This window comes from Buttiauxella cochleicola (assembly GCF_021282405.1).
Lineage (GTDB): Bacteria > Pseudomonadota > Gammaproteobacteria > Enterobacterales > Enterobacteriaceae > Buttiauxella > Buttiauxella massiliensis.
Genome location: NZ_JAJSOU010000011.1, coordinates 111,574 through 134,931, shown reverse-complemented (window position 1 = coordinate 134,931; position 23,358 = coordinate 111,574). Strand labels below are relative to the sequence as shown.

Below are 23,358 nucleotides of genomic sequence, written 5' to 3'. Positions count from 1 at the left end.
TTCCTTTTGTATCTTATAAGGTACACTTTCTACAGTTAAGAAATTCAAAGGATTGAATGAATGGCTTACACAACGAAGCGATATGTCGACAAAACGGGTCACGTCCCTTACTCCGACTGGATAAATAAGCTCATCAAAAAAGACTTACGTGCCGTCGCAAGGATTGATGCTCGTATAGACCGCGCAAGTGCAGGAAATTTTGGTGACCATAAGTTTGAACGGGATGGTGTGTGGGAACTCCGGGTGGATTACGGGCCAGGCTATCGCGTGTATTACGCTCTCGAAAAGAATGAAATCATTCTGTTGTTAGTGGGGGGCGATAAGAGCACCCAAAAAACAGATCTCAATTTAGCAGTAAAATATTTACAGGATTATAAAACGAGGTAGCTGTATGACGACTAAAACCAATAAAGGGGCTGTTATAAAGGCAGCTGACCATGACAGTGCCGTTATCGACATCATCCGTGAAAATCCTGACTATGCGGAAATTTACCTACAAACTGCACTGGAAGAAATAAACGAGGAGGGTGGTGTGGCGGCTTTCCTTGTTGCTTTGCGACGTATTGTTGAAGCTCGGGGTGGTATAGGTGAAATAGCCGCTAAATCTGGGCTTTCCCGTGTAAATTTGTATCGTTCACTGTCCCCAACAGGAAATCCGACAATTTCTACACTCGTTGCTGTGTCACGAGCCGCGGGGGTTCGTCTTTTCCCTTTCGGCCATTCCTAAGATGAGTTGGCACTTTTCAAGCATAAACGCCCGATAAACCTATCAGGCGTTTTGTTTTTTAGCGGACTGAGTAGATTTCCATCACCCACCCAGTTTTTCTTCAAACCTTAACAATCGCCCGGCGTTGCCCAGCACCAGCAGTGTGCTCAGATTGTGCAATAGGGCGGCAATTACGGCACCGGAGGCTCCCAGCCAGCCAAATGCGGCGGCGACGACAATCACCAGCGTCCAACCCAGCCCAATCAGCACGTTCATCTGTAAGGTGCGACGGCACAGGCGGCTTAAACGCACGCAGGTTCCAAGACGGCGTAAGTCCCCACCAATTAATACAATATCCGCTGATGCCATGGCGATATCCGAGCCACCTGCACCCATCGCAACGCCAACCACACCCGCTTTAATTGCCAGGGAATCGTTGATGCCATCGCCGACTACCATTGGCCTGAAGCCATTGTCGATTTGCGCACTGACCTGGTGGAGTTTGTCGGCGGGTAATGCCCCGGCTATAACGTCGTTAATCCCCACGTTCTTCGCGATGCGTTGTGCCACGGCTTCGCGGTCACCGGTCAGTAATAGTTGATGGTTAAGCCCAAGATCACGCAGCTCCGCCATTGCACTGGCCGCTTCGTCGCGTAGGCTATCGGCCAGTAAAATCCAGCCACGGAAACGCCCCCCTAGTACCAGCCCAACTATCGGCCCGTCATGTGGTGGTTCTTCCGGTAAATCAGCGACCTGAGTTTTTAACAGCTCATGCCGGCCGAGATAAGCCTCGCCCGCTGCTGTAGTGGCAGAAATACCCAAACCCTGGTGTTCATGCACATTTTCAAGCTGCGGCCATGTGTTTTGCGGGGCAATATTGACCAGCGCCCGGCTGACCGGGTGGTTACTGGTGGCACCAAGGCTCGCCGCCAGTGCAGACAGAGCTTCCGGCGATTCTCCCGCTTCAGGAATCAGTTCATGAAGTTGCAGCTTGCCGTGTGTGAGCGTGCCGGTTTTATCGATAATCACCGCATTCAGTTCGGCTAACTCTTCAAGGAAGGCCGCGCCGCGAATCAAAATACCGTGACGTGCGGCAACGGTCAGCCCGGCAATAGACGTTGCAGGCGCGGAAAGCACTAGCGCACAAGGACAGGCGGCGACCAGTACCGCCAACATGGCCTGGTCGTTTTGCGTCAAAAACCATGTGCTGGCGGCAATCAATAAAACCAGCAGCAGATAACGCGCCGCGTGACGTTCAAGCAGACGGGTAATCGGCGGGCTGGCTTGCTCGGCACTTTGCATCAATGCCACCACTCGCCCGAGTGTTGAGGTTTCGCCGATGTGCGTCACTTCAATTCGCAGCCGCCCATCAAGATTGATTGCACCACCGTAAACATTCATGCCCGGTTTCACTTCCAGTGGAACTGATTCACCCGTGATCGGTGCGGTATCCAGGCTTGCCGTCCCTTCCAGTACACGCCCGTCAGCAGGTAACCGGTCGCCTGCGCGCACTTCGACGATGTCACCAGCCACCAGTTCATGGTTGTCAATTTCATGCAGATTGCCGTCTGCATCAAAGCGTCGCGCCCGGCTGTGGGTCAATTTGCTGAGCGCTTCAATCGCTTCTTGCGAACCAATCATACTGCGCTCTTCGAGGATATGGCCGACGATCATAATTAGCGGTAGCAATGCGGCAGTAAGTAAATCCCCGGTCGCCCACGAGCCAATTAGCGCTAGCGCAACCAGTTGATCGGTAATGCCATGCAAGCTCGGGTAACGCAGGCTGTAAAAGGCGTGGCGCAATACCGGAATGCCGACCATCAGCGATGCAGCACCCAGTAAGATATCGGCTACCGCAACTTGATCGGGTGCCAGACCACGCCATAGCAAACCAAGAATTAATGTGCCGCTGGCAATCAATGCCAGTATCAACTGGCGGGTAATCTGCCGTTGTTCCTGATGGCTCAGCGCGCCACCGGGGTTAACAGTGTGGGTACTCATGGTTTCGAAGGTTCCTTTTGCCCAGCAGCTTGCAGAATCAAATTCGCATCATCTTTTGGAGAGACGGTAATGACGGATTCAGCTTGCGCCAGAATTGCCGCAATGCGTTCGCGGTAAACTCGCGCTAACAAGTCGGGGTCGTGCGGGCTGTTGGCCAGACGATTCACCATTGCCGTGTCGGACTGAGCTTTCGCCACTCGTTCGCGGGCCTGCGCCTGAGCCGTCTGGCGAGTCTGATCGGCAAGCTGGGTGGATTTCTGGCGAATTAAAGAGGCGTCGGTATTGGCGGTGGCTATTGCCTGCGACGCTTGCTGGCTGGCGGTTAATACCGCATTGAATGCGGTGACTGTGGTTTCCGGCAAAGTGGATTGCACAGTAACCCGCTCAAGCGTAATCCCCAGGTCACTGCCTGATTGTGCCAGGCGCTGCAAATTTTGCTCGACGTTGTGCTGAACATCAGCCCGCAGGCGTTCGCGTTGCTGGGCAACATTTAAATCGCCGCTGACCATTTCCGGGCGGGCGACAAGAATAGTATCCAGATCGCGCGAGGCACATACCGCAACGGCAGCACGCTCAACCAGTCGATCGAGAGCCGGAATCACATGTTCACCCTGCAATACATACGCCATTGGCGTGACGACACGGTAAAACACGCTGATATCCAGTTGCACCACGCCCGAGTCACCAGTAAGCAGATAGCCGGAACCTGCCAGTGCATCGCTGCTGTTATCGCCACGAGCATCTGCATGCAGCGCATCATTCGAGCGTAATAGCGCCGTAACGTGGTGTTCAATCACGCGGTCAGGTGCCGGAACCATCACCACATCGTTAATCGGCTTCGGCCAGGTGAGCAATAAACCCGATTCGGCAATTCGCTGCTGTGCACCGAAGCGCAGTACCACGGCGCGGCTGTCTGCGGGTATCTGGCGAATATTCGAAAACAACCACGACGCTGCTGCCAGCAGTGTCAGTGCATACAGTGCGTAAAAGGCGAGGCGTATTGACTGTGTCCACGGGCCCGCAGGTTTATTTTTGTGATGCTCACTCATGAGTTGTATCCAGCTTTGGCCCTTCTACCAGCAGACGGAACGGTGCGGCATCAGTGCGTAACACCAGACGGGTGCTGGAATTAACCACGCCGCTGAGCGCATCAAGCTGGCGTAACAGGCTGTATAGCTGAGGTGAACTGGCATAAGCCTTGCCATAAATTTCGGCGGCTTGCGCCTGAGACTGTGCTTCGATATCTGCAGCCTGAACCTGTGCTGTCGCCTCCACAATGCGAGCATCACGCTCTGCCGCCGAGCGAATTTCAGCCGCGGCGCGTTTGCCTTCAGCAGTGCGTTCAGTCGCAATGGTTTCACGCTCGGCACGCATCCTGTCGACTGTGGCGCTAAGCGTCACCGCGGGCAGGGTCAGGCGTTCGGTTCCAACCTGCACCAACCGAATACCATAGCTTTCCAATAATGGCTGGCTGATTTGCGCCTGCAGATGCGATTCAAACTGGTTTAACTGCACTTGTTTGCTGTCCGTATTGACCAGTTGAGAGAGCGTAAAGCCGCTCGCGGTGGTTTCGAGTGCCGAGCCGAGATAAGCACGAATTTGCCGTGCCGCTTCATCAGGCTGATTTTGTACCGCGCGCATAAAGCGCTGCACATGCTCAGGGGTACTATCAACCTGCCAGACCGCATATGACTGCACAATGATGCGCAGCCCATCCCGCGTGCCCACATCCTGCAAGCCGCTCGAAGTCGTTCGCAGACGCAGATCGACGGCGGTGGACATTTCAAAAGGTGCGGGCAGGCGCCACGCAAGACCTGGATTGAGCAGTACGCGTACCGGATTACCGAACCGAGTAATAATCAGCGACTCACCAGAGCGAACCTGCACAAGGCTTGCGGCGGCGGCAAGAATGAGCACCAGTGCACTTGCGCCAGCAATGCGCTTCCAGGCTTTAGTTACAGGAGCGTCAGAATGGTGGCTGTGGTGGCAACCGCTACTGCAACCGTGATGATGTGAATGGCTCAACGGGAAGACTCCTGTGTCGGTTTGGAAGGTGCATCGTTACGTGCTGCCTGGCTTAACGAGGGAAACTCGCGCAGGTCGATAGTGGGCTGTGAGGTCGCGCCAATACGGTGGTCGATAATTAACAACGGGCTTTTGCCTAAAGTCTGGTGCAGTTGGCTAAACCATAATTCATCGACAAACACCTGGCCGGATTTCGCCACTGCTTGTTTCTGTGCGGCAAAACGCACAGCCGTTGATTGCGCTTTACTGGTCACATCGGTGGCGTTCATCTGTGCCTGGTTCTGGCGTGCGGTAGCCGTAGTTTGTGCGCTGGCGGCCAGCTCTGCTGCATGCCCACGTTCCCGGGACACGAGCGCTTGAGCCGCAATTTGCGCGGCCTGTACACCGTGGAAGGCATCAGCAGCGCCTGCTGGAGGGTGGATAGCTTCGACGACGGTCGAGAGCAATTCCACACCGCTATGCAGGCCATCGAGTTTTTGCTGCACTGCCTGATTAATCTGGCTTGCTAATTCGATGCGCTGTTCCCCTAAAACCTGCTCAAGAGTCAGCGAGGAAAACTGATGCACCAGTACCTGGTTTGCAGTGCTACGAATCAACTCTGGCAAATTCGCGCTGTTATAGGTTGCCGCCAGTGCTGCGTTATCGGTTAAGCCAACGCGCCACATAAAACGGACATCGCTATTAATGATTTGCAGACCTTGCTGGTTACCGCTCTGGCTGGCAATAATCTGTGCTTTATCAAAGCTATGAATCGCATCCCACAGGCGATCGGCGCTTTGCGGTGCATTCCCTTCGGCATTCGCTAGCGGCTCCGTAGGTGTATCGGCTTCTTCTCCGGCCGCTAACTCATGCACCTGGCCATTTTCCGCCAGTATCACCTGGCCAAAAGGCCAGGGCAGCCCGTAATGCAGGCCCGATGGCAACACGGCAACCGGTTTGCCAAAGCGTTCATAAATACCGCGTTGGGTTGGGGAAACTTGCTGCATCCCGGTCAACAGCCAGCCACAAAACAGCATGACTGCCAGCACAGGTAAAAACGCCCGACGCAATACCGTGAATGCCCAAAGCTGGCGTAAATCAATGCCAAAGTGGTGGTGCAGCTCGCGTTGTAAAAAAAGTAGCGGGCGTGGCGGCCAGACGAGTTGTGCTGCCAGTTGGCTTTGAGCAAGGAACTTGGGTTCGCAGCCTTCTTCACCCGGTGGAGTGAATAGTGAGAACAAGCCGCGCAGCAGAAACTCAATTGCTACCAACACCACAAGGATCGCAGGCAGATTGACCAACAATGAGAGGTTTGTAGTCGGGAATATCAGTGCGGGCAAAGAGAGCAATTGTACCGCGAGAGTTACACGTAATATCGGCGCAATGAATTTGGCTTCTGGCCAGGCTTCGTTTGAAGTGGCTGCCAGATGGCGCTCCGCAACCAGTGTGACAAACATCGCCAATGCAATAATCCCGACCGCCACCCAGCGCAGGTTGCCATCATCCAGCGAGACATAATTAGTTCCCCAGCCTGCCTGGGTGACGAATAACACGAATCCCGCCATCGAGGCCAACCAGACACCGTCACTCTTAAGTAACGCATTGATGCGTTCAAAGTTGATGGGAATGAGTGCGCCAAGCCGTTGATAAATTGTCGGGGGAGGTTCTGTTTCAGTAGGAGCCGTTTCGGATTTAAGCGCTGGTGAGAACTTTTCTGCCCGCCACTGGCAAATTCGCTGTGCATTGTAGATAGCGATAGCTAGCAAGGTGAGCACTGCGGCCTGGCTGCTTAATAAAGCCGTCCAGCGTGAAGATGACTCGATAATGCTGACAATCAGCGCCACCACAATCATCAAAAAAATTAGCGCGCTTAATCCGAAGACTAATCTTGCAGTCAGCTTCGCCTGCGATGACGCTAAAGAGTAACGAGCCTGAGAAGTTAACGGTGAAGGTTCCGTTGGTTCAGAAAATTGGGAGGGCTGCATGGAGTCATTATTGGAGTTTAAATGTTACCATATAACATATCACAGCCCTCATTTACCCGTAAACGAAACGAGGGTAACCGATTGTACAAATGCTTTAACTCTGTGGTGGTAAACAAACGCCAATACCACCAATACCACAGTAGCCGTATGGATTTTTGTGCAGATACTGCTGGTGGTCGTCCTCGGCATAATAGAACGGACCGGCGTTGGCAATTTCAGTCGTGATGTATCGCTCGTCTCCGGAGAGCGTCATCGCCTCCTGAAAGCGTGCAAAACTTGCGCGGGCGGCGGCATCCTGTTCTGGCGTTAATGGGTAAATTGCGGAGCGATATTGTGTGCCAACGTCACCACCCTGGCGCATTCCCTGGGCTGGATCGTGATTTTCCCAGAACACTTGCAATAATTGTTCGTAACTCACCACTTGTGGGTCGTAAACCACGCGCACCGCTTCTGTGTGCCCGGTCATTCCGCTACACACTTCGCGATAGGTTGGGTTAGGCGTAAAGCCCCCGGCATAACCTGCGGCGGTGCTGTAAACCCCTGGAATTCTCCAGAACATTCTCTCGACACCCCAAAAACAACCCATTGCAAAATAAGCGATCTCCATCCCATCTGGTACATTTGTCATGGAATGCTCGTTTACCGCATGTAAAGTGGCGATTGGCATCGGGGTATTGCGACCAGGCAACGCTTCGGACTGCGTTACGGGATGGGTTTTCTCAAATAATTTCATCAGTCATGCTCTCCCGATGTTGGCTAAATTTAACAACAACCGCCATGCGGTTGTAACGAGGCGTGTTATTGCAGACAATAACTTCTCTGTATGAGACTACAGTACATATAAGAATTATTTGGGTTATTGTGCAGTTTTCAACCCCAATTGTTGTGGTTTTGTAACAAAGACGTTTCCTTCCAGGGGTGGGAACAAGGATATTCAGGAGAAAACGTGCCACGATTCCGTACTATTTGCTCGGCTTGCCTATGCCTGGTAAGCACGTGGGCCAGCGCTGCCAACGTGCGTTTACAGGTAGAAGGGCTAAGCGGTGAACTGCAAAAAAACGTTCGCGCTCAGCTTTCAACTATCCAGAGTGATGAAGTTACGCCAGACAGGCGTTTCCGTGCGCGTGTGGATGACGCTATCCGTAATGGATTGAAAGCGCTCGGCTATTATGAGCCAACCATTGATTTCGACCTGCGGCCACCACCAGCCAAAGGACGCCAGGTATTGATTGCCAAAGTCGATCCCGGCCCGCCAGTGCTGATTGGCGGCACCGACGTAATTCTCCGTGGCGGAGCGCGTGACGATAAAGACTACATCGCGTTGCTCGGTGAGCGCCCAAAGCCTGGCACTATCCTCAATCATCACGATTACGACAGTTTCAAAAAAGATCTTTCCAACATTGCGGTGCGAAAGGGCTATTTCGACAGTGAATTCCTCAAAAGCCAGCTAGGCGTTTCGCTTGAGCGCCGCCAGGCGTTCTGGGACATCGATTACAACAGCGGCGAGCGTTATCGTTTTGGGGCCGTGACTTTTGAAGGCTCACAAATACGCGAAGAGTACCTGCAAAATCTTGTGCCTTTTAAACAGGGCGATTACTACCAATCGAAAGATCTGGCGGAGCTAAACCGCCGTTTATCCGCGACAGGTTGGTTTAATTCGGTGGTGGTTGCGCCGGAATTCGACAAGTCTCGCGAAACCAAAGTATTACCGTTGCATGGTGTTGTTTCACCGCGTACTGAGAACACCATCGAAACCGGTGTGGGTTATTCCACCGATGTTGGGCCGCGCGTAAAAGCGACGTGGAAAAAACCGTGGATGAACTCATACGGCCACAGCCTGACCAGCAGCATCAGCCTTTCCGCTCCAGAACAGATCGTTGATTTCAGCTACAAAATGCCCCTGCTTAAAAACCCGCTGGAACAATATTATTTGGTGCAGGGCGGCTTTAAAGCGACCGACCTGAACGATACCAAGTCCGACTCCAGCACCCTCGCGGTCTCACGATACTGGGATTTATCCAGCGGTTGGCAGCACGCCATTAACCTGCGCTGGAGCCTCGATCACTTTACCCAGGCAGACGTAACCAACACCACGATGCTGCTTTATCCGGGTTTGAGCCTTAACCGTACCCGTTCGCGCGGTGGTTTGATGCCAACCTGGGGCGATTCCCAACGCTATTCGATTGATATTTCAGACACGACATGGGGCTCGGACGTCGATTTCGGGGTATTCCAGGCGCAGCAAGTCTGGATTCGAACGTTGCAGGAAAAGCACCGTTTTGTGGTGCGCGGCAATGTGGGTTGGATTGAAACCAATAACTTCGACAAAGTGCCGCCAGACTTACGCTTCTTTGCCGGTGGTGACCGCAGTATTCGCGGCTACTCCTACAAATCCATCTCTCCTGAAAATGACAAAGGCGAACTGACCGGTGCGTCAAAAATGATTACCGGATCGCTGGAGTATCAATACAACGTTACCGGGAAATGGTGGGGGGCGGTGTTCGTCGATTCTGGCGAAGCGGTTAACGATATCAAACAGAGTAACTATAAAACGGGTGCAGGCTTTGGCGTGCGCTGGCAGTCACCGGTTGGGCCAATCAAACTCGATTTAGCGGTCCCGGTAGCTGATAAAGATGAGCATGGTTTACAGTTTTACATCGGTTTGGGGCCTGAACTATGAGTCGTTGGAAGAAAATAAGCCTCGCGGTGTTGGTTTTTGTGGTGCTGCTGATTGGCGCGGTGGGCTTCCTGGTGGGAACAACTACCGGTTTGCATGTCTTATTTAACGCCGCTAACCGCTGGGTGCCGGGGCTGGATATCGCCAGCGTCACGGGTGGCTGGCGCAATCTGACAATCAAAGGTTTGCGCTACCAACAACCTGGCGTTGATGTGAATGCCGGTGAAATTAATCTCGCGGTGAAACTGGGTTGCCTGCGTGATAGCAGCCTGTGCGTGAATAATCTCTCGCTTAAAGACATTGATGTCGTTATCGATAGCAAAAAAATGCCTCCGGCAGCGCCAGTTCAGGAAGAGGACACTGGCCCGCTCAATCTCACCACGCCGTATCCGATTACCCTAAGTCGCGTGGCGCTTAATAACGTCAATATCAAGATTGATAACACCACGGTTTCGGTGATGGAGTTTACCTCTGGTCTTAACTGGCAGGAGCGCAACCTGACGGTTACGCCGACCAATCTTGAAGGGTTGCTGATTGCGTTGCCGAAGGTAGCAAAAGTCGCGCAGGAACAGGTGGTTGAGCCGAAGATCCAGAACCCGCAGCCAGAAGAGTTGCCGCTGGGCGAAACGCTCAAACAATTGTTTGAAAAGCCGGTTTTGCCGGAAATGACCGATGTGCATTTGCCGCTGAACCTGAATATTCAGGAGTTCCGTGGGGCGAACTTACGCCTGACGGGCGACACCGATCTGTTGGTCAGCAGCCTGTTGCTAAAAGTCAGCAGCATCGACGGCTCTCTTAAGCTTGATGCGCTGGATGTTGATTCCTCGCAAGGGTTGGTCAACGCCACTGGTAGCGCGGAATTACGCGATAAATGGCCGGTCGACTTAACCTTAAACACCACGCTGAATATCGACCCAATCAAAGGCGAAAAGGTGAAGATGAAGATTGGTGGGGATCTGCGGGATGTGCTGAAAGTGGGCATGAATCTCTCAGGCCCGGTTGATCTTGAACTCACTGCGCAAACTCAGCTTGCTGAAGCAGGCTTGCCGCTCAATCTTGAAGTGGTCAGTAAGCAACTTTACTGGCCATTTACCGGGAAGAAAGAGTACCAGGCCGACAACCTGAAACTGAAATTCAGCGGTAAAATGACCGACTATAAATTGTCGTTCCGTAGCGATGTGAAAGGCGAGCAAATTCCGCCAGCCACCATCACTCTGGATGCGGCAGGCAACGAGCAACAGCTTAATCTCGACAAGCTGCGAGTTGCTGCGTTGCAGGGCAACACTGACTTGAAAGCGGTGCTTGACTGGAGCAAAGCTATTAGCTGGCGCGGCGAGCTGAAACTCGACGATATCAATACGGCGAAGCAATTCCCGGACTGGCCTGCGAAACTCGACGGCCTGGTGAAAACCAGTGGCAGTTTGTATGGCGGCAGTTGGCAGGTAGATGTCTCCGAGCTAAAACTTGCCGGGAATGTCAAAAATAACAAACTAAACGTTACCGGAAAGCTCAACGGCAACAGTTACATGCAGTGGAAAACCCCTGGGTTGCATATCGAACTGGGGCGTAACAGTGCTGATGTTAAAGGGGAGTTAGGGCCGAAAGATCTGGAGCTTGATGCCACCATCGATGCACCGAATCTCGACAATGCTTTACCGGGACTTGGCGGCACAGCGAAAGGCACGATTAAAGTGCGTGGCGATGTGAAAGCGCCGCAGCTGCTGGCAGACCTTACCGCAAATAACCTCCGCTGGCAGGAGCTGTCGATTGCGCGAGTCTTGTTGAAAGGAGATGTGAAATCCACCGATCAAATCGCCGGGAATCTGGATCTGCGGGTTGAGCGTATTTCCCAGCCAGGTGTCGATCTCAGCCTGGTAACGCTTGACGCAAAAGGCTCCGAAAAACAGCACCAGTTAAAACTGCGCATTCAGGGCGAGCCGGTTTCCGGGCAGCTTGATTTAAGCGGCAGCTTTGACCGTGCGGAAGAACGCTGGCGTGGCAATCTCAGCAATACGCGCTTTGAAACGCCGGTTGGTCCTTGGTCGCTGAACCGCGCTCTGGCACTCGATTACCGCAACAAAGAGCAGAAAATCAATATTGGCGCGCATTGCTGGACGAACCCGAATGCTGAACTTTGCGTGCCACAGCCAATTGATGCCGGTGCAAAAGGCCGTGCGTTGGTCAATCTGAACCGCTTTGATTTAGCGATGCTCAAACCGTTTATGCCGGCTGATACACAAGCGGTGGGAGCATTTAGTGGCCGTGCGGATGTTAGCTGGGATGCGGAATCTGAAGGCTTGCCACAAGGTTCAGTTACGCTCACGGGTAACGGCGTGAAAGTCACGCAAATGGTGAACGACAGCCCGCTGCTGGTGGCGTTCGACACGCTTAATCTCAATGCCGAACTTAAAAACAACCAGGCCAAACTAGGCTGGTTGATTCGCGTTGCTCAAAACGGCCAGTTCGATGGTCAGGTTCAAATTAGCGATCCACAAAACCGCCGCAACCTGGCGGGGAATGTGAATATGCGTAACTTTGATTTGGCTATCGCCAATTCGGTGTTCTCACGCGGAGAAAAAGCCGCCGGAAAGATTAACGCTAACTTACGTCTGGCGGGGAATTTAGAGCGCCCGCAAGTCTTCGGCCAGTTGCAAGTTAACGGCGTGGATATCGACGGCAACTTTATGCCGTTTGATATGCAGCCAAGTCAGTTGGCGATGAACTTTAACGGCATGAACTCGACACTTGCCGGAACGGTGCGTACGAAGCAGGGTGATATTGCTCTGAGTGGCGATGCTGACTGGACGCAAATAGACAACTGGCGCGCGCGCGTGGCAGCGAAAGGCAACAAGGTGCGTATTACGGTGCCGCCGATGGTGCGCCTTGACGTGTCACCGGATGTTGAGTTTGTCGCGACTCCTAGCTTGTTCACGCTTGATGGGAGTGTAGACATCCCGTGGGCACGAATTGTGGTGCATGAAGTCCCGGAAAGCTCAGTGGGTGTGTCCAGTGATGAAGTGATGCTCGATAAAGACCTGAAGCCGATTAAACCGCAAACGGCAAGCATTCCTATCAACAGTAACCTGGTTATTCATGTTGGTAACAATGTGCGCCTGGATGCGTTTGGTTTGAAAGCGCGTCTGAGTGGCGATTTAAAAATGGTGCAAGACCGTCAGGGTCTCGGCCTGAACGGGCAGATCAATATTCCTGAAGGGCGTTTCCATGCGTACGGACAGGATTTGATCGTACGTAAAGGCGAGCTGTTATTCTCTGGCCCGCCAGACCAGCCATTATTAAATATCGAAGCGATTCGTAACCCAGAAGCGACGGAAAACGACGTAATAGCCGGTGTTCGTGTCACGGGAACAGCAGATGAGCCGAAAGCTGAGATATTTTCTGATCCGGCCATGTCACAGCAAGAAGCCTTGTCCTACCTGCTTCGCGGGCAGGGTTTAGACAATTCTGGCGACGATGGTAACGCCATGACGTCAATGCTTGTTGGCTTGGGGGTTGCACAAAGTGGTCAGGTTGTGGGTAAAATCGGCGAGACGTTTGGCGTAAGCAATCTGGCGCTTGATACCGCAGGGGTGGGGGATTCCTCACAAGTGGTGGTCAGTGGCTATGTACTGCCAGGTCTCCAGGTTAAATATGGAGTGGGTATTTTTGACTCATTGGCGACACTAACACTGCGTTATCGCCTGATGCCTAAGCTGTATCTGGAAGCGGTGTCTGGTATCGATCAGGCACTTGATCTGCTTTATCAGTTTGAGTTTTAGCTATGCGAATTTTTGTTTACGGCAGTTTACGACGCAAGCAAGGTAACAGCCACTGGATGACCAACGCCCAGTGGCTTGGGGATCATCATGTTGAAAATTACGCTTTATACAGCCTTGGCCATTATCCGGGGGTAGTGCCGGGTGAGGGGTCTGTGGTGGGTGAAGTGTATCGCATTGATGCTTCTACACTCTCTGAGCTTGACGCTTTGCGCACTAAAGGTGGCGAGTATAAACGTCAGCTAATTCAGACTCCTTACGGCAGCGCATGGATGTATGTGTACCAGCGTTCGGTGGAGGGGTTAACCCGCATCGAAAGCGGAGATTGGCTGGATAAAGATAGCGAGTAGTTCATTCCAAAACGGCCACTCATCTGAGTGGCCGTTTCACTTTTGCATACGCATAAAAAAACACCGCCAGATGGCGGTGTTTTCACAAGCATTAAGCGAGGGTAAGAATTACTTCTTAGCGCGCTCGAAGGAAGCAACGATTTCAGCTTTAGCTGCTGCTGCATTGTCCCAGCCTTCAACTTTAACCCATTTGCCTTTCTCGAGGGCTTTGTACTGCTCGAAGAAGTGGGAGATCTGCGCTTTCAGCAGTTCTGGCAGGTCGTTCACATCTTTAATGTGATCGTATTCTTTGCTCAGTTTGGTGTGCGGAACTGCAACCAGCTTGGCATCTTCGCCAGCTTCGTCAGTCATTTTCAACACGCCAACTGGACGGCAACGAATAACAGAACCTGGTTGCAGTGGGTATGGAGTTGGGACCAGAACGTCAACCGGGTCACCGTCTAAAGACAGGGTGTGGTTGATGTAACCGTAGTTGCACGGGTAGAACATTGCGGTAGACATGAAACGGTCAACGAACAGCGCGCCGGTGTCTTTATCAACTTCATATTTGATAGGATCAGCGTTTGCTGGGATTTCGATAACAACGTAGATGTCTTCTGGCAGATCAATACCCGCAGGGACGTTGAGTAAGCTCATGTCTTTTTCCTTTAAACTGGTGTCATTCAAGTGCCGCGTATTATAGCTAACTCGATTTAAATGTCTTCGCCTCTTTTTGCCTTCATTTCTCACCTGCTGCCGTTTCCAGAACCTTCCGACAACGGGAAAATCCATAAACATAGCCGTATTCTTTATAAATTTTTGTAAGCGGTTACAAGGATATGCGCGACTTGTTGGAATTGTGATGTAACTCATTCTGTTACACCACACGTCGTCTATAGTTTTTTCGACGCCCAGATTTTAACCAACAATAACCCTACGAGGATGTCCCTATGTGGAAGCGCTTACTTTTGGTCTCTGCAGTCTCCGCAGCCATGTCGTCTATGGCGATAGCTGCTCCGTTAACGGTCGGATTTTCGCAGGTAGGTTCTGAATCCGGCTGGCGAGCAGCAGAAACATCGGTTGCGAAGAGTGAAGCCGAGAAACGCGGCATTACGCTGAAAATCGCAGACGGCCAACAAAAACAAGAAAACCAGATTAAAGCCGTACGTTCATTTATCGCCCAGGGCGTAGACGCAATCTTCATTGCGCCAATCGTCGCCACGGGTTGGGAGCCAGTATTACAAGAAGCAAAAGAGGCCAAAATCCCAGTATTCCTGCTTGACCGTAATATCGATGTGAAAGATAAATCGCTGTATATGACCGTTGTCACCGCCAACAACGTGCTGGAAGGCCAGTTGATTGGTGAATGGCTGCTTAAAGAGTTGAATGGTAAGCAATGTAACGTGGTTGAGCTACAAGGCACCGTAGGCGCGAGTGTGGCAATCGATCGTAAGAAAGGTTTTGCGGACGCCATTTCTAAAGCGTCGAACGTGAAAATCATTCGTTCTCAATCTGGCGACTTTACCCGCAGTAAAGGTAAAGAGGTTATGGAGAGCTTCATCAAAGCCGAGAACAACGGCAAAAACATCTGCATGGTTTACGCGCATAACGATGACATGGTGATCGGTGCGATTCAGGCCATCAAAGAAGCGGGCCTGAAACCAGGCAAAGACATTCTGACCGGTTCAATCGACGGCGTGCCGGATATCTATAAAGCAATGATCGACGGCGAAGCGAACGCAAGCGTTGAGCTGACGCCAAACATGGCAGGCCCTGCGTTCGATGCGCTCGAGAAATTCAAAAAAGACGGCACCATGCCGGAAAAAGTGACCATCACCAAATCAACGCTGTACCTCCCGGATACCGCGAAAGAAGAGCTCGAGAAGAAGAAATCGATGGGCTACTGATGAGTTATGCCCCTCCCGAAACGGAGGGGCTGTTTTATGTAGGGCGGATAAGCGTAGCGTCATCCGCCATTAAGGCACGGGCCTGGTCGAGGGCGCTGCGCTTATCTCACCCTACAGTTGTGCGTTGGCAGGAGTGCGTTCATGAACACAAACAACAATCAGGAAATTCTGCGCACGGAAGGCTTAACCAAACATTTCCCAGGCGTCAAAGCGCTCGACAAAGTGGACTTCAGCCTTAATCGGGGTGAAATCATGGCGTTACTGGGTGAAAACGGAGCAGGGAAATCCACGCTTATCAAAGCGCTAACCGGTGTTTATCAGCGCGATAGCGGCAATATTTATCTCGAAGGTGAATTGATCTCACCGAGAAACACCGCTCATGCTCAACAGCTTGGCATTGGCACCGTCTACCAGGAAGTGAATTTGCTGCCGAATATGTCGGTGGCGGATAACCTGTTTATCGGCCGCGAGCCGCGTCGCTTTGGGTTTATACAACGCAAAGAGATGGAAAAACGCGCCACCCTCCTGATGGAGTCCTATGGATTCTCGCTGGATGTCGCCGAGCCGCTTAACCGCTACTCCGTCGCGATGCAGCAAATCGTTGCCATTTGCCGGGCCATCGATCTGTCGGCCAAAGTGCTGATCCTCGATGAACCGACCGCCAGCCTCGACACCAAAGAAGTTGAAATGCTGTTCACCCTGATGCGCCAGCTGCGTGACCAGGGCGTCAGCTTGATCTTCGTCACTCACTTCCTCGATCAAGTTTATGAAGTCACCGATCGTATTACCGTTCTGCGCAACGGATCGTTTGTGGGCACGCGAAATACAAAAGATCTGCCGCAGATAGATCTGGTGAAAATGATGCTGGGGCGCGAGCTGGAAACCAATGCGCTCAACCGTGCGGGCCGTACTTTACTGAGCGATAAACCGGTCGCCGCGTTTAAAGATTTCGGTAAGAAAGGGGTGATCAACCCGTTCAATCTGGAGGTCCGTCCGGGTGAGATCGTTGGTCTGGCGGGGTTATTAGGATCCGGGCGCACCGAAACCGCCGAAGTCATTTTTGGGATCAAACCCGCAGACCAGGGCAACGCGTGGATCAAAGGCAAGCCGCAATCACTTCGATCGCCGCATAAAGCTTCGTCTCTCGGGATTGGTTTTTGCCCGGAAGATCGCAAAACTGACGGCATTATTGCCGCCGCTTCGGTGCGTGAAAATATCATTCTGGCGTTACAGGCCCAACGCGGCTGGCTGCGCCCCATTCCTAAGCGTGAACAGTATCAAATAGCGGAACGGTTTATTCGCCAGTTGGGTATTCGTACGCCCGGCCCGGATCAGCCGATCGAATTTCTCTCCGGTGGTAACCAGCAAAAAGTGTTGCTCTCGCGCTGGCTGTTGACCAAACCGCAGTTCCTGATCCTCGACGAACCGACTCGAGGGATCGACGTTGGCGCACACGCCGAAATTATCCGTTTGATCGAAACGCTGTGTGCTGATGGCCTGGCGCTATTGGTTATCTCCTCTGAACTCGAAGAACTGGTGGGCTATGCGGATCGCGTGATCATCATGCGTGACAGGCAGCAAGTGGCCCAGATCCCGCTCGACGAGCTTTCCGTATCGGCAATTATGAATGCCATTGCGGCATAAGGAGTAAAACGTGATGTCTCGTTCATTGCCGCAAACGGATGCCGAAAAGCCAAAGCGAAGTTTTCGCTGGCCGCCGGGTATTCCGCAGTTAGTTGCTCTGGTGCTGGTGCTACTGGTTGATAGCCTGGTCGCTAACCATTTCTTTGATATCGTGGTGCAAAATGGGCGGCTGTTCGGCAGCCCGATAGACATTCTTAACCGTGCGGCACCGGTCGCATTACTTGCCATTGGCATGACGCTGGTGATCGCCACCGGCGGTATCGATCTTTCCGTTGGTGCGGTGATGGCGATTGCTGGTGCGACGGCTGCGACGTTAACTGTCGACGGGCACAGCCTGACGGTGGTTATTCTGGCATCCCTCGGCGTTGGTGTTCTGGCGGGGCTGTGGAATGGCATTCTGGTGGCCATCCTGAAAATCCAACCATTTGTTGCCACGCTGATTTTGATGGTGGCCGGGCGTGGTGTGGCTCAGCTTATCACCGCCGGTCAGATTGTGACTTTCGACTCACCGAACCTTTCTTACCTTGGCAGCGGCTCGCTGTTCTTCTTCCCGACGCCGGTAATAATCGTGCTGGCAACGCTGCTTGTCTTCTGGCTATTTACCCGCAAAACGGCGCTGGGACTGTTTATCGAATCGGTTGGGATTAACATTCGCGCGGCGAAAAATGCCGGGGTAAATACCCGCCTCGTCGTGATGCTGACTTACGTGTTGAGTGGCCTGTGCGCCGCTATCGCCGGGATTATCGTCACCGCCGATATTCGCGGTGCTGATGCCAACAACGCCGGATTGTGGCTTGAGCTGGACGCTATTCTTGCGGTAGTCATCGGTGGCGGTTCGTTGATGGGCGGGCGCTTTAACATCGCGCTTTCGGTGATTGGTGCGCTGATTATTCAGGGCATGAACACCGGCATTCTGCTTTCTGGTTTCCCGCCTGAGCTTAACCAGGTGGTGAAAGCGGTGGTGGTGATGTGCGTGCTGATTGTTCAGTCGCCACGTTTTATTGCTTTGCTCAAAGGACTTCGTCGCCATGATCAAACGTAACTTGCCGTTGATGATTACCCTGGCGGTGTTTGTGCTGGGGTATCTGTATTGCCTGACGCAATTCCCAGGTTTTGCTTCCACGCGCGTGATTTGCAACATTCTGACCGATAACGCATTTCTGGGGATTATTGCCGTCGGCATGACCTTTGTGATCCTCTCGGGCGGTATCGATCTTTCTGTCGGTTCGGTGATCGCCTTTACCGGCGTGTTCCTTGCCAAAGCGATTGGCTTCTGGGGTTTGTCGCCGCTGGTGGCCTTCCCGCTGGTGCTGCTGATGGGCTGCGCGTTCGGTGCGTTTATGGGGCTGCTTATCGATGCGCTGAAAATCCCAGCCTTTATTATCACGCTTGCCGGGATGTTCTTCCTGCGTGGGGTCAGTTATCTGGTTTCGGAAGAGTCGATTCCGATTGATCACCCGATTTACGACACCCTTTCAAACCTTGCCTGGCGCATTCCAGGCGGCGGGCGTTTGAGTGCCATGGGCCTGCTGATGCTGGCCGTGGTGGTGATTGGCATTTTCCTTGCACACCGCACCCGGTTTGGTAACCAGGTTTACGCGATTGGTGGCAACGCGACTTCGGCAAACCTGATGGGGATTTCCACGCGCAGCACCACGATTCGTATTTATATGCTCTCTACCGGGCTGGCGACTTTGGCAGGAATCGTCTTTTCACTCTATACCTCTGCGGGTTACGCGCTGGCTGGAATGGGTGTTGAGCTGGATGCGATTGCCTCCGTGGTTATCGGAGGCACGTTGTTAAGCGGTGGCGTGGGAACGGTGCTCGGCACGCTGTTTGGTGTGGCTATCCAGGGGCTAATTCAGACCTATATCAACTTCGATGGCACGCTCAGTTCGTGGTGGACAAAAATCGCCATCGGCATTTTGCTGTTTATTTTCATTGCCCTACAGCGCGGCCTGACGGTGCTGTGGGAAAACCGCCAAAGCTCGCCAGTGAAGCGTATTAACGTAACGCCAGGTCAAAGCTGAACCGCTTTGCCTAATGTTTACCCGGTGACGGTCGATAACATCTCCATCGTTTCTATCGTTCTGTCACCGGGAAAAGAGCATGTTGAGAAATTTGTCTATTCGCACGGGGCTGCTGACATTGCTGGCAGTCATGACCTTCCTGTTGTTATTTGTCAGCGGCATGGGCATTTTTGCTCTGCAACAAAGCTCAACCTCACTCCAGAATATCAATCGCCTACAGGGCGAGCAGATGGTGCGCTTGTCTGATGGCTATGTTTCGTTGCTACGTGCGCGTAACGGTGCAGGGCAGGCGGTTCGCCAGATGGAAATTGGCCTGCTGGAAGATGCTACCAAATCTACCGATTACGTTGCCAGTGATGTGGCGGCGGCTCAACAGCAGCTCAAAGAGTTTATCGACAGCGGCGTGAGTGATGAAGAAGGCAATCGACTGATTCAAAACTTATCGCAGAGTTATGCGGACTACCTCGCAAAAGGCATCAATCCGATGCTTGCAGCGCTCACCAAACAAAGCCCCGACGATTACTACGACCTGCTGGAAAAGACGCTGATTCCGCTGTCGCAAAAGTTTGATACCGATGTCGAGATTTTCAAACAGTGGGGCGAGGCGCGCGGCAACAGCGAAGTTGAAGCGGTGCAATTGCATAAGAAAATCGTCCTTACGCTAATTATTATTGCCGCACTGCTCACCGCCGGGATTATCGTGCTGGTATGGCTGGCGCTCCGCCATTTACTGCTCAAGCCGTTGAATCAGTCGATTGAGCAACTGGAGTTTGTCGCCAAAGGTGATTTAACCCAGACGTTGCCACCAGCTGGCAATAACGAATTTGGCCGCCTGGCGACGGCAATTACCATCATGCGAGATTCCTTGATGGAATCGGTAAGCCGCGTGCGCGATGCCAGCTCGCAAATTGATACCGGCAGTCGCGAACTGGCCGCAGGCAACCAGAACCTTGCCCAGCGCACTGAATCGACCGCCACTTCTCTTGAGCAAACTGCCGCCAGCATGGAGCAAATCACGGCAACTGTGAAACAGAACGCCGATAACGCCGAGCAGGCGCATAAACTGGCGAAAGACGTTTCTGATACCGCCGATCGCGGCAGCGAAATGGTGTGTTATGTGATTGAGAAAATGCGTGATATCTCCAGTAGTTCTGACCGTATTGCAGACATCCTGAGCGTTATCGACGGCATCGCCTTCCAGACCAATATCCTGGCGCTGAACGCCTCTGTAGAAGCGGCGCGTGCTGGGGAACAAGGGCGCGGGTTTGCGGTAGTGGCGGGCGAAGTTCGTACTCTGGCAAGCCGCAGTGCTGATGCAGCAAAAGAGATCCGCACGCTGATTTCGGACTCGCAAAATCATGTTGGCGAAGGTCGTGAACTGGCGCAGCAAGCCGGTGAAACGATGGATGAAATCGCTGAAGAGGTGATGCGTATGACCAGATTGGTGAGTGAAATCGCTAACGCCTCGAACGAGCAAAGTTATGGTATCGAGCAGGTGAATATCGCGGTGAGCCAGATGGATGAGGCAGCGCAGCAAAATGCGGCATTGGTCCAGGAATCAACAGCGGCTACGCGATCGCTTGAAGAGCAGTCGCAGCATTTGGTGGCGGCAATGGCGACGTTCAGGTGTTGATTTTTTAAAGCCATCCTCACCCCCGGCCCTCTCCTTCAAGGAGAGGGAGAAAACCGGGCAATCCCCTCTCCCGTGGGAGAGGGTTAGGGCAAAACTTATGCGTCCGGATACTCACGGATAAAGCGTTCTACATCATCGACCATATGTTCGTTCCCAACGAAGAACGGACGGCGCTGGTGCAGGGTTTCCGGGATGATATCCAGAATACGTTCTTTGCCATCACTCGCTTTACCGCCAGCCTGTTCTGCAAGGAACGCCATCGGGTTGCCTTCATACAGCAAACGCAGCTTCCCTTGTGGGTGGCTTGCGGTGCTTGGGTAGAGATAAATCCCACCTTTCAGCAGATTGCGGTGGAAGTCGGCAACCAGAGAACCGATATAACGTGAGGTGTACGGGCGCTGGGTGTTGGAATCTTCTTCCTGGCAGAACTTAATGTACTTTTTCACACCCTGCGGGAAACGGATGTAGTTCCCTTCGTTGATGGAATAGGTGCTGCCAATTTCCGGGAAGCGCATACGCTCCTGGCACAGGCAGAACACGCCAAGGGAAGGATCGTAGGTGAAGGCATGAACGCCACAACCGGTGGTATAAACCAGCATGGTTGAAGAGCCGTAAACCACATAACCCGCCGCGACCTGACGGTTGCCGGGCTGGAGGAAATCGGCTTCGGTGACAGGAGTGCCTACCGGTGTAATACGGCGATAGATGGAGAAAATGGTACCAACTGATACGTTCACGTCGATGTTTGATGAACCATCAAGTGGGTCCATCAGTACAACATACTTGGCATGTTCCGCGCCTTCGAAAACAACGATGTCATCTTCTTCTTCGGAAGCCACACCGGCCACAATCCCTCGGGCTTTCAGTGCTGCTTTCAGTTTTTCGTTTGCGAACAGGTCAAGTTTTTGCTGCACTTCGCCCTGAACGTTTTCAGCTCCGCTGGCACCCAGAATATCAACCAGACCTGCTTTGTTGATATCACGGTGGATGATTTTTGCGCCGAGCTTTATTGCCGACAACAAGGCAGTCAGTTCACCGGTTGCGTGCGAGAACTCGTGCTGCTTTTCGACAATAAATTCACCTAACGTTTTCATAACACTTTCCCTGCTTCTGTTAATTAAATGAAACGACTGCAACAATCCTAACAAAGATTCAAATAGTAGCGTACAGGTGAATCGCGCCAGCAAAATACGGAATTAACTTAAATGCGATTTGCCAGCATCCAACATACGGTTAGAATGTGCGCCAAATAATAAAAGGATAGTTTTATGCGTATTCATATTTTGGGTATTTGCGGCACGTTCATGGGCGGCCTTGCTATGCTGGCTCGTTCACTCGGCCATCAGGTTACGGGCTCGGATGCCAATGTGTACCCTCCAATGAGCACTCTGCTTGAAGAGCAGGGTATTGAATTAATTCAAGGTTACGACCCAAGCCAACTCGACCCACAGCCGGATCTGGTGATCATCGGCAACGCAATGACGCGTGGAAATCCGTGCGTTGAAGCGGTGCTTGAGAAAAGTATTCCTTACATGTCTGGCCCACAGTGGCTGCACGATTTTGTGCTGCGCGACCGTTGGGTGCTGGCTGTGGCGGGGACTCACGGTAAAACTACCACCGCAGGTATGGCAACGTGGATTCTGGAAGCCTGTGGCTACAAGCCTGGCTTTGTGATCGGCGGCGTACCGGGTAATTTCGATGTTTCTGCACGCTTGGGCGATAGCCCATTCTTTGTGATTGAAGCTGACGAATACGACTGTGCGTTCTTCGATAAGCGTTCCAAATTCGTGCATTACTGCCCGCGTACGTTGATCCTCAATAACCTTGAGTTTGATCACGCCGACATCTTTGACGATCTGAAAGCGATTCAGAAACAGTTCCACCATCTGGTGCGTATTGTGCCGGGGCAGGGGAAAATCATCTGGCCTGAGAACGACACCAACATTAAGCAGACGCTGGCAATGGGTTGCTGGAGCGAGCAAGAGCTGGTGGGCGAGCAAGGCCACTGGCAGGCGAAGAAGCTTAATCCTGATGCATCCAACTGGGAAGTGTACCTGGATGGCGAGCGTGTCGGTGAAGTTCACTGGCAGCTAGTTGGTGAACACAACATGCATAACGGGCTGATGGCGATTGCCGCGGCACGCCATGTGGGTGTTACCCCGGCAGATGCTGCGAAAGCCCTGGATAGCTTCATCAATGCCCGTCGTCGCCTTGAATTACGTGGTGAAGCGCATGGCGTGACGGTATATGACGACTTTGCTCACCATCCTACGGCGATTCTGGCAACACTTTCGGCGTTGCGTAGCAAAGTTGGCGGCACCGCACGTATTCTCGCGGTGCTTGAGCCACGCTCTAACACCATGAAAATGGGCCTGAGCAAAGATGATCTGGCACCTTCTTTAGGTCGTGCTGACGAAGTCTTCTTACTTCAGCCTCCGCATATTCCATGGCAAGTGGTTGAAGTGGCAGAAGCCTGTATTCAGCCTGCTCACTGGAGTGCGGATGTCGACACTTTGGCGGATATGGTGGTGAAAACGGCTCAACCTGGCGACCATATTCTGGTGATGAGCAACGGTGGTTTCGGTGGTATTCACCAGAAGCTGCTGGATGCACTGGCTAAAAAATCAGAAAACCAGTAATCGTACTCCCCTAACATGCCAGCTCGGCCA

General features: G+C 52.7%; 18 protein-coding genes. 11 read left to right on the top strand and 7 right to left on the bottom strand.

Annotated features, from left to right (window positions below):
- Positions 1 to 60: 60 nt before the first annotated feature.
- Together LVQ79_RS15850 and LVQ79_RS15845 are read left to right on the top strand one after the other, a co-directional pair.
- Positions 61 to 387 (top strand): type II toxin-antitoxin system RelE/ParE family toxin, encoded by a 327-nt coding sequence (locus tag LVQ79_RS15850; protein WP_232865674.1) that lies wholly within the window; start codon positions 61 to 63, stop codon positions 385 to 387.
- A gap of 4 nt (positions 388 to 391) precedes the next feature.
- Entirely contained in the window at positions 392 to 727 is a 336-nt protein-coding gene (locus LVQ79_RS15845; protein ID WP_064561852.1) for a helix-turn-helix domain-containing transcriptional regulator, read from the top strand.
- A gap of 81 nt (positions 728 to 808) precedes the next feature.
- Here LVQ79_RS15845 and LVQ79_RS15840 read toward each other — a convergent pair whose 3' ends face one another.
- The 5 genes from LVQ79_RS15840 to msrA form a co-directional block, all read right to left on the bottom strand.
- Positions 809 to 2,707 carry a heavy metal translocating P-type ATPase gene (locus LVQ79_RS15840; protein WP_232865673.1) on the bottom strand — a complete coding sequence of 633 codons (1,899 nt, stop codon included), beginning with the start codon at positions 2,705 to 2,707 and terminating at the stop codon, positions 809 to 811.
- A complete protein-coding gene (locus tag LVQ79_RS15835) occupies positions 2,704 to 3,756 on the bottom strand; it encodes an SPFH domain-containing protein (protein ID WP_232865672.1) in 1,053 nt (350 codons plus the stop codon). Before LVQ79_RS15835 ends, LVQ79_RS15840 begins: the two co-directional genes overlap by 4 nt.
- A complete protein-coding gene (gene hflC / locus LVQ79_RS15830) occupies positions 3,749 to 4,732 on the bottom strand; it encodes a protease modulator HflC (protein WP_232865671.1) in 984 nt (327 codons plus the stop codon). The genes LVQ79_RS15835 and hflC overlap by 8 nt, the downstream gene beginning before the upstream one ends.
- Complete coding sequence (gene hflK, locus LVQ79_RS15825; protein WP_232865670.1) at positions 4,729 to 6,696, bottom strand: protease modulator HflK; 1,968 nt, start codon at positions 6,694 to 6,696, stop codon at positions 4,729 to 4,731. The genes hflC and hflK overlap by 4 nt, the downstream gene beginning before the upstream one ends.
- Before the next feature lie 94 nt (positions 6,697 to 6,790).
- Complete coding sequence (gene msrA, locus LVQ79_RS15820) at positions 6,791 to 7,429, bottom strand: peptide-methionine (S)-S-oxide reductase MsrA (protein ID WP_232865669.1); 639 nt, start codon at positions 7,427 to 7,429, stop codon at positions 6,791 to 6,793.
- Positions 7,430 to 7,642: 213 nt separating this feature from the next.
- Here msrA and tamA point away from each other — a divergent pair, with 213 nt between their 5' ends.
- The 3 genes from tamA to LVQ79_RS15805 are packed head-to-tail and all read left to right on the top strand — an operon-like array spanning position 7,643 to position 13,496.
- A complete protein-coding gene (gene tamA / locus LVQ79_RS15815) occupies positions 7,643 to 9,376 on the top strand; it encodes an autotransporter assembly complex protein TamA (protein WP_232865668.1) in 1,734 nt (577 codons plus the stop codon).
- Entirely contained in the window at positions 9,373 to 13,149 is a 3,777-nt protein-coding gene (gene tamB, locus LVQ79_RS15810) for an autotransporter assembly complex protein TamB (protein ID WP_232865667.1), read from the top strand. Before tamA ends, tamB begins: the two co-directional genes overlap by 4 nt.
- A 2-nt stretch (positions 13,150 to 13,151) precedes the next feature.
- The gene (locus LVQ79_RS15805; RefSeq protein ID WP_151994040.1) at positions 13,152 to 13,496 is read left to right on the top strand and encodes a gamma-glutamylcyclotransferase family protein; all 345 of its coding nucleotides are present in this window, start codon (positions 13,152 to 13,154) and stop codon (positions 13,494 to 13,496) included.
- 108 nt (positions 13,497 to 13,604) lie between these two features.
- Here LVQ79_RS15805 and ppa read toward each other — a convergent pair whose 3' ends face one another.
- On the bottom strand, positions 13,605 to 14,132 hold the full coding sequence (ppa, locus tag LVQ79_RS15800) for an inorganic diphosphatase (RefSeq protein WP_064515779.1): 528 nt from the start codon (positions 14,130 to 14,132) through the stop codon (positions 13,605 to 13,607).
- 293 nt (positions 14,133 to 14,425) lie between these two features.
- Between ppa and ytfQ the strand changes: the two genes are divergently transcribed.
- From ytfQ to LVQ79_RS15775, 5 genes are all read left to right on the top strand, one after another.
- Positions 14,426 to 15,382, top strand: coding sequence for a galactofuranose ABC transporter, galactofuranose-binding protein YtfQ (gene ytfQ / locus LVQ79_RS15795; RefSeq protein ID WP_064515782.1), 957 nt, complete (start codon positions 14,426 to 14,428; stop codon positions 15,380 to 15,382).
- 141 nt (positions 15,383 to 15,523) lie between these two features.
- On the top strand, positions 15,524 to 17,026 hold the full coding sequence (gene ytfR, locus LVQ79_RS15790; protein ID WP_232865666.1) for a galactofuranose ABC transporter, ATP-binding protein YtfR: 1,503 nt from the start codon (positions 15,524 to 15,526) through the stop codon (positions 17,024 to 17,026).
- Between the two features lie 10 nt (positions 17,027 to 17,036).
- On the top strand, positions 17,037 to 18,068 hold the full coding sequence (gene ytfT / locus LVQ79_RS15785; RefSeq protein WP_232865665.1) for a galactofuranose ABC transporter, ATP-binding protein YtfT: 1,032 nt from the start codon (positions 17,037 to 17,039) through the stop codon (positions 18,066 to 18,068).
- Positions 18,055 to 19,056: a galactofuranose ABC transporter, permease protein YjfF gene (gene yjfF / locus LVQ79_RS15780; protein ID WP_034492890.1), complete on the top strand. Its 1,002-nt coding sequence runs from the start codon at positions 18,055 to 18,057 to the stop codon at positions 19,054 to 19,056. Before ytfT ends, yjfF begins: the two co-directional genes overlap by 14 nt.
- A gap of 79 nt (positions 19,057 to 19,135) precedes the next feature.
- Complete coding sequence (locus LVQ79_RS15775; protein WP_232865664.1) at positions 19,136 to 20,689, top strand: methyl-accepting chemotaxis protein; 1,554 nt, start codon at positions 19,136 to 19,138, stop codon at positions 20,687 to 20,689.
- A 95-nt stretch (positions 20,690 to 20,784) separates the two neighbouring features.
- On the opposite strand, the gene fbp is transcribed toward LVQ79_RS15775, so the two are convergent.
- A complete protein-coding gene (gene fbp / locus LVQ79_RS15770; RefSeq protein WP_034492895.1) occupies positions 20,785 to 21,783 on the bottom strand; it encodes a class 1 fructose-bisphosphatase in 999 nt (332 codons plus the stop codon).
- 174 nt (positions 21,784 to 21,957) lie between these two features.
- Between fbp and mpl the strand changes: the two genes are divergently transcribed.
- On the top strand, positions 21,958 to 23,328 hold the full coding sequence (mpl, locus tag LVQ79_RS15765; RefSeq protein WP_232865663.1) for a UDP-N-acetylmuramate:L-alanyl-gamma-D-glutamyl-meso-diaminopimelate ligase: 1,371 nt from the start codon (positions 21,958 to 21,960) through the stop codon (positions 23,326 to 23,328).
- Positions 23,329 to 23,358 lie beyond the last annotated feature (30 nt).

Excerpts from the sequence above, each read along its gene's own strand:
- LVQ79_RS15835 (WP_232865672.1), bottom strand. The coding sequence starts at position 3,756 with ATGAGTGAGCATCACAAAAATAAACCTGCGGGCCCGTGGACACAGTCA.
- LVQ79_RS15805 (WP_151994040.1), top strand. The coding sequence starts at position 13,152 with ATGCGAATTTTTGTTTACGGCAGTTTACGACGCAAGCAAGGTAACAGC.
- LVQ79_RS15845 (WP_064561852.1), top strand. The coding sequence starts at position 392 with ATGACGACTAAAACCAATAAAGGGGCTGTTATAAAGGCAGCTGACCAT.
- LVQ79_RS15775 (WP_232865664.1), top strand. The coding sequence starts at position 19,136 with ATGTTGAGAAATTTGTCTATTCGCACGGGGCTGCTGACATTGCTGGCA.
- mpl (WP_232865663.1), top strand. The coding sequence starts at position 21,958 with ATGCGTATTCATATTTTGGGTATTTGCGGCACGTTCATGGGCGGCCTT.
- ppa (WP_064515779.1), bottom strand. The coding sequence starts at position 14,132 with ATGAGCTTACTCAACGTCCCTGCGGGTATTGATCTGCCAGAAGACATC.
- hflK (WP_232865670.1), bottom strand. The coding sequence starts at position 6,696 with ATGCAGCCCTCCCAATTTTCTGAACCAACGGAACCTTCACCGTTAACT.
- yjfF (WP_034492890.1), top strand. The coding sequence starts at position 18,055 with ATGATCAAACGTAACTTGCCGTTGATGATTACCCTGGCGGTGTTTGTG.
- ytfQ (WP_064515782.1), top strand. The coding sequence starts at position 14,426 with ATGTGGAAGCGCTTACTTTTGGTCTCTGCAGTCTCCGCAGCCATGTCG.
- LVQ79_RS15850 (WP_232865674.1), top strand. The coding sequence starts at position 61 with ATGGCTTACACAACGAAGCGATATGTCGACAAAACGGGTCACGTCCCT.
- ytfR (WP_232865666.1), top strand. The coding sequence starts at position 15,524 with ATGAACACAAACAACAATCAGGAAATTCTGCGCACGGAAGGCTTAACC.
- msrA (WP_232865669.1), bottom strand. The coding sequence starts at position 7,429 with ATGAAATTATTTGAGAAAACCCATCCCGTAACGCAGTCCGAAGCGTTG.
- LVQ79_RS15840 (WP_232865673.1), bottom strand. The coding sequence starts at position 2,707 with ATGAGTACCCACACTGTTAACCCCGGTGGCGCGCTGAGCCATCAGGAA.
- tamB (WP_232865667.1), top strand. The coding sequence starts at position 9,373 with ATGAGTCGTTGGAAGAAAATAAGCCTCGCGGTGTTGGTTTTTGTGGTG.
- fbp (WP_034492895.1), bottom strand. The coding sequence starts at position 21,783 with ATGAAAACGTTAGGTGAATTTATTGTCGAAAAGCAGCACGAGTTCTCG.